7 protein-coding genes are annotated in these 6,517 nt (G+C 36.0%); 3 read left to right on the top strand and 4 right to left on the bottom strand.

The window, feature by feature from the left end:
* Positions 1-4: 4 nt before the first annotated feature.
* Positions 5-781 (top strand): Mrp/NBP35 family ATP-binding protein, encoded by a 777-nt coding sequence (locus tag RQ893_RS07205; RefSeq protein WP_311482373.1) that lies wholly within the window; start codon positions 5-7, stop codon positions 779-781.
* A 1-nt stretch (position 782) separates the two neighbouring features.
* A complete protein-coding gene (locus tag RQ893_RS07200) occupies positions 783-1,793 on the top strand; it encodes a DUF1002 domain-containing protein (RefSeq protein ID WP_311482372.1) in 1,011 nt (336 codons plus the stop codon).
* A 40-nt stretch (positions 1,794-1,833) separates the two neighbouring features.
* Here RQ893_RS07200 and RQ893_RS07195 read toward each other — a convergent pair whose 3' ends face one another.
* Together RQ893_RS07195 and RQ893_RS07190 are read right to left on the bottom strand one after the other, a co-directional pair.
* Positions 1,834-2,997, bottom strand: a complete 1,164-nt coding sequence (locus RQ893_RS07195; protein WP_311482371.1) for a C40 family peptidase — start codon at positions 2,995-2,997, stop codon at positions 1,834-1,836.
* Positions 2,998-3,051: 54 nt separating this feature from the next.
* Positions 3,052-3,642 carry a hypothetical protein gene (locus RQ893_RS07190; protein ID WP_311482370.1) on the bottom strand — a complete coding sequence of 197 codons (591 nt, stop codon included), beginning with the start codon at positions 3,640-3,642 and terminating at the stop codon, positions 3,052-3,054.
* Positions 3,643-3,742: 100 nt separating this feature from the next.
* On the opposite strand from RQ893_RS07190, the gene glsA reads away from it, so the two are divergent.
* Complete coding sequence (gene glsA, locus RQ893_RS07185; protein ID WP_311482369.1) at positions 3,743-4,675, top strand: glutaminase A; 933 nt, start codon at positions 3,743-3,745, stop codon at positions 4,673-4,675.
* Between the two features lie 41 nt (positions 4,676-4,716).
* On the opposite strand, the gene RQ893_RS07180 is transcribed toward glsA, so the two are convergent.
* Both RQ893_RS07180 and RQ893_RS07175 read right to left on the bottom strand, forming a co-directional pair.
* The gene (locus tag RQ893_RS07180; protein WP_311482368.1) at positions 4,717-5,877 is read right to left on the bottom strand and encodes an MFS transporter; all 1,161 of its coding nucleotides are present in this window, start codon (positions 5,875-5,877) and stop codon (positions 4,717-4,719) included.
* Positions 5,878-5,984: 107 nt separating this feature from the next.
* Positions 5,985-6,263, bottom strand: coding sequence for a GNAT family N-acetyltransferase (locus RQ893_RS07175; RefSeq protein ID WP_311482367.1), 279 nt, complete (start codon positions 6,261-6,263; stop codon positions 5,985-5,987).
* Positions 6,264-6,517: the final 254 nt, after the last annotated feature.

Genomic DNA, 6,517 nt, shown 5'->3' with positions numbered 1-6,517 from the left:
AAAAATGAATTTCGATAAATTTAAAATAAAAACCCAACCAGGAACTCATATAGGAAAGATTATCGCTGTTATGAGTGGTAAGGGAGGGGTAGGAAAATCATCAATAGCCAGCCAGCTTGCAGTAGGTCTTAAAAGCAAGGGCTACGAGGTTGGACTTTTAGATGCTGATATCACTGGTCCATCAATAGCCGAAGCCTTTGGTATTAACGAAGCAGCAAGGGGCACAGCTGATGGAGTGATAAGCCCAGCTAAGGCTGATAATGGAATCAAAATCATTTCTACAAATATGATTCTTCCAAACAAAACAGATCCAGTTGTTTGGAGAGCATCTATTGTTACAAATGTTACTAAGCAGTTTTATACAGATGTGGATTGGGGAAAAATCGACTATATGATTGTAGATATGCCTCCTGGAACTGGAGACGTGCCTCTTACAGTCTTCCAATCTCTCCCTATTGACGGGATAGTAGCAGTTGCAACTCCTCAAGGCCTTGTGGAAATGGTGGTAGAAAAATCTCTAAAGATGGCGAAGATGATGGGCAAAAATATTATAGGTATTGTTGAAAATATGTCTTACTTTGTATGTCCAGATTGTGGCAGCAAGCACGCTATCTTTGGCGAATCAAATATAGACAATGTTGCAAAAAAGTATGGAGTCGATACTATAGTCAAATTACCAATCGACCCATCAATAGCATCTAAGGTTGATGCTGGTAGGGCAAGTGAGATTGAAAATAATCTCCTTGATCCAATTATAGAAAAAATAGAAGGATTAAAATAAGATGAGAAAGAAAATATTTGGCTTAGTTTTAAGCTTTTCAATTCTTTTATCAAACATTGCTTTTGCGGCAGGTTTTGATAAGGATAAAGACGATGTCATTTATGGAGCAGCACTAAATGACCAGCAAAGAAAAATCGTCGATAATGCTGTTGGCATAAATGCAGAAGACTTAAATATTGGAATTGTAAATGGGGCTGACCTTGAAAAATACTTGGGCTATGGAACAGATGATTCTAATATGATTTCATCTATCGTAGTAAAAAGACTAAAAAAAGGTTCTGGTATCAGAATAATGATAAAAACTCCTGGCAATATTAACCAAATCACCGAAGCCCAATACACAAATGCAGCTATAACTGCAGGAATAACAGATGCTGAAATTTGTGTTGCAAGTCCAAAACCTGTTACTGGAGAATCAGCCCTTGTAGGTGTTTATAAGTCTGAAGAACTCCACGGCACAAATCTTGACCCACAAAGGACAAAGACAGCTCAAGATGAGCTAAAGACAGTGATAGAAGTTTCTAAGGAAAATGAAAATAATCCTGCATTTGATAGCAAAAAGCTAGATGCAGCCGTGATTGAAGTTAAGCAAAACTTAGCAGACTACAAGGAAAAAAATGGTCAAACTGCACCAGATGATGAGATTTTAGTTTTTATTTTAAATGCACTAGAAAATGTAGATATGAAAGATGTCCTCTCAAATGAAAATTTAAAGAGCTTGATAACTTATTTTAAGTCCTACCAAGACCTATCAGGCATCACCAACCCAGAAGTAAGGGACAATCTATTTAAACTCGCCAAGGATATAGGAGGCAAGGCAGGAAAGTTCTATGAAGAAAATAAAGACTCCATAGATAAATTTGCCAAAGATAACAAGGAAAATTTCGAAAAAATAGCCAAAGATGCCAAAGAATCAGGACTTTTGGATAAGGTGATTAATTTCCTAAAAGATGTTGTAAATTCAATAATTAGCGTCTTTAATAAAGATGGTGATAATTCAAATAACCAATAAAAAATTGCTGGCCCGGAATATTTCCGAGCTCAGCAATTTTTTAGTTTACAATTCTTTTAATTGAAATTGGGTTATCTATTGGGCTTATGATTATGCCTGTTCTTGGGTTTGAGGCGTGGACCATGTTTCCGTAGCCATCAGCTATACCAACGTGGGTTATATTATATAAGCTTGTACCAAAGAATACCAAGTCTCCAGCTTTTTCTTGACCAAATGGTATCTCCACCCCATATCTTTGCTGACTTTGAGCAAAGTGAGGGAGGCTGATTCCAATTGTTTGGTAGACTCTCATAGTGAAACCTGAACAATCGATACCGTTATAGAGGTCTTCACCTCCGAAAACATAAGGATTGCCTAAGAATTTAACGGCGTAGGAATATAGGTTTATTCCTGTTTGCGAGCCTGTCATGTGGACAGTTATTTGTGGTAGTTCGCTTGTTGCCTGGTAAGTTTGTCCAGGTATTAAATTATAAACTGGCTCTGTTTCAAAGCTTGGAGCCTGCCTAGAGGTCATTGACGCATTTAGGAGATTATAATAATTGTAAAATTCGTTTATTTTTTCTTGGTCTCTGTAGGCAAGGGCGAGGTCCTTAAAATGGATATAGCCTATTTTTCTTTCGGCATTGGCTACTTCATCGTCTACGGTAACAGTAGTTGGTGAAATGCCATTTCGTCCAATAGTTTCTACAGGTACTGGATCTAGGGTTAAAGTCTCTACAAAACCTTGGCGGGCTTTTTCGACCCTATCAGATAGGTTTATAAATTTATTATCAAAACGATCCTGCTCGTAAGAAACTTTTACAAAATCATCCACGTTTATAAACTCAAGGATGGTAACCTTACTACCTTTTTTTAGCTTGTAAGAAGTTAGATTGTCAGCATCATCGGAAGGATCTTTTTTGATATCTGCATCTTTTACAAGACTGGTATGGTTTAGTCTATAGAAATGATTTTTCTCTACATAACCAATTTTGCCCTTGTATTCTATTTTATAATATAAATTATCTTCGCTAATCATATTGTAAAGGTCTGTAGTGTTAATACTAGCCTTAGGGGATAGGTTGCCATTTTCTTCTACATAGAATCTTGAAGAATCGGTGACTTCCTTATTAATCATTACAGAATCCGCAAGAGCGGTCTTTGGGAATAAGAGTCCCATGCCTAAAAATATAGCAGCGAAGTATGCTTTTTTTATTTTCAGCATATAAATCTCCTTATACACATTAATTTTATAAGTTTTTGTAAGAAAAGTCAATGGTTAAAAGTGTTCATAGAGATCATAGGCTAGGTCTACTAAATCTTTTGAATGGGAATTTCTCAAATATTTTGGGTCTAGGTGATTAATCCTCACCCTATCTAGGGCATCTGCATCCTTAAAAAGTTTTGCTAAAAACATGGCCCTTTCAAAATCATCCTCAGGACCTATGAAATTTGTAATAATTTTTTCCATAGCCCTATCCTCTGGGGAATGAGCAGCAATAACTGCTTGTATAATTTTTCTATCCTCATCTCTTGCATAAGAATAACTTATTGACTCTATGGCAGCTCTCGGACCATGACCAGGGTCATAAGAATCATCACGTCTTTTAGTATCGTGGAGGCTTGCGGCATTTCTTAGGACATCAAGGTCGTAAAAATCAAGTTCATTTAAAAAGGCCAAAAGATGGGAGAAAAAAATTACCCTTTCAATATGGTCTGGACCATGGATATGGGATTTAAAAAGAATTTCTCTATTTAATTTATTATAGGAATCGATAAGATATTTATAGTATGAAGACTTCATAAACTCTTCATAAAAATCATATTTTCTTATCCATTCTTCATTTTCTAATATATCTATAAGTCTCATAAATTTTCCTTTCACCGTATGTTATCCTCTAACTATATTGTATCACTTATCCTATTAAAGTACATTAATACTAAATGATAAATTAATTTAGGAGTGGCTTATGTTTTTTGATAGGAATGAAATTGATAGGAGAATTAGGCAATCTATTGTAAAGAGTGAGAAATTTATTGGCCAGGGAGAAGTGGCTTCTTATATACCGGAATTACTTAATGTGGACCCTGAGACATTTGCCCTTGCCATCACATCTACAACTGGAGATACCTACAGCTATGGGGAAGTGGATAAGGAATTTTCTATCCAGTCGATTTCAAAAATCCTAGACCTCCTTGTAGCTCTTCATGATAATACCATAGATGAAGTTTATTCTAAGGTCGGAAGCGAGCCAACTAAATTTGAATTTAATTCTCTTGTGCCAATCACAGATAAGCCAGCCAACCCCTTTATAAATGCGGGTGCTCTTACTACTTCTTCCATGATTAGGGGAAGGGATACTGACGATAAGTTTCAAAGAATCCTTGATTTTTATAAGATGATTTCAGGAACAGATAAGGCAAGGCTCATGGATGATATCTATAAGTCAGAGATGGAAACATCTGATAGGAACAAGGCCATAGCCTATTACTTAAAATCCAAAGACATATTCGAAGAAAATCCAAGCGAAATTTTAGACTTGTATATAAAATCTTGCTCCATAGGAACTAACGTAGTAGACCTATCCCATTTTGGAGCGGTCCTAGCCAATAAGGGCTTTGGCCTATATGAAACCAGGGATTTAATACCAGAATCAATAGTATCAATCATAGTAAGCCAAATGTCATCTTGCGGTATGTATGAAAATTCTGGTCGCTACCTAATGGACGTAGGCATTCCATCAAAATCAGGAGTCAGTGGAGCAATCCTAGGCATAGTACCAGGTCTTTGCGGCATAGCGGTTTATTCACCAAGACTCGATAAAACAGGAAACTCAGTAAGGGGGATGGAGTTATTAAAAATTTTATCCTACGAATTGGACCTTAATATTTTTATTAGGTAGTTATGTTAAAATAAAAAAATCTCGGAAGGTTTCCGAGATTTTTATTTTTGCCTGTAGGCCCTAACGCTTAGGTATTCGTAGAAGTAAACTGCGAAAAATCCTAAATAGAGGACTGAAAAGCCCATGAAGGCGGTGGTTGGGCTCTTTAGATTAAATATTAGAGTAATTATGCTTAAAAAGCTTGACGCTAAAAATCCTCCGAGGTTTGATCCTACAAAGATTAGGTTATTAACTATCCTTGATGAAGACGACCTGGTGACCCTGGCTACTTCCGCAAAGATATATGGGAAGCACAAACTTTGAGCTATGGCAGTAAGAGCCATGCCAATCATGTAAATATATAAGTTTTGTCCAAATATAGCGAGCATTATATTTTTGAAGACATAGAGGAGGAGGCCTAGTAAAATTGTTTTTGACCTTAATCTCCTATTTATTTTGCCAAAGAAAAATCCTGTTGTCATACCAAATATTGGTATAACCATGGTTAGCATATTGATATTGGCATTAGGTCCCAGGCTAGCAGTCGCTATGGTTGAAAATCTAACAGTGACAGCAGTTGTATCCATGAGGATAACTCCGGCAAAAATCATAAAGAAAATTGTTTGGAGATTTATTTTGAATTTTTCCTCGGCTAGGGTCTTTGGGTGGACAACATCTTCGACTGTGAGGTTGAAGAAGATCAGAATAAAAAAGGCCAAGGTGTAAGTTAAAAATACAAAGTGCCAGGATATTTTCAATATAAGACCTGCTATAAATAAGAGCAACATAAGGCCTATATACTCACAAGAATTTCGAATACCGTGGAGGGTTGCTGCTTCATCTCCCTTATAAAAAATATTTATCAGACTTGCTGCGTGGCCATTGTAGAGACCTACTCCAAAACCAAGCAAAAGTCTTGAAATAAATATGCTTATATAAGTCCTTGATATAAGGGGTAAAAATGAAGATGTACCAACTAAAAAAAGCCCCAAGCTAACACATTTTTTTATGCCAATCTTTTGGCTGATTGGTTCGCTTAAAAGGATTGCGATGATAGTTGTAATTGAAGGAAGGCTTACAAGAAATTCTGCGCTGGCAAGAGAGATGCCAAGTTCATCTTTGATGAAAATTAAGCCACCGCTAATGATTGCATTTACGGCTAAAATTATAGAAACAGATAGGATTCCCTCTTTTCTGAACCTATGTTTGTTAGAATTTTCCATTTTCCACCTCCCTTGATAACTACCCTTATAATACCACTTAAAAATCTTTATAGCTAGATGGAGCGACTATTCACAAAAAAGGACCCAACCATAGGCGGGTCTAAGTCTTATCTTGCATCTACATCCCTGTAATGCCTATCTTCATCAAATTTCTTTTCTACATAGGAACAAGTTGGGTAGATTTTTTTATTTTCAGCTCTTGCATAGGCAACAACTTGGTCTAGGAGTTTTTTTGCTAGTCCCCTACCACCATAGGCGCTGTCGACTTCTGTGTGGTAGACGTCAAGGACATGACCTTTTATTTTATATTCACACAGACCTATTATTTTTCCATCATCAATGGCTTCAACTCTTGATTCTTCTGGATTTATTTTTATTTCTATCATTATATCACCTCAGTAGATTAATACCCACTTATAGATTAATATGGTAAATAATTATTAGTTGAGGTAAATTAATATAGAGTGACAAATTTTTTTATTGGAGATTTTTATGAAAAGAGAATATAGATATTCATCTATACTTTGGATAATGATTATTGTTGGGATTACAAATTACCTTTTATATAATCTTATCACAGCCCTTGGAGAAGATAATTTCATCCTTAATATTTTGGGAGATTTGATTACAGGAATAATTT

Origin of the sequence: uncultured Anaerococcus sp. (genome assembly GCF_963510915.1) — a bacterium.
Taxonomy (GTDB): domain Bacteria; phylum Bacillota; class Clostridia; order Tissierellales; family Peptoniphilaceae; genus Anaerococcus.
Note: the sequence above shows the minus strand (reverse complement) of the source record. Positions and strands in the feature narration are given on the sequence as shown.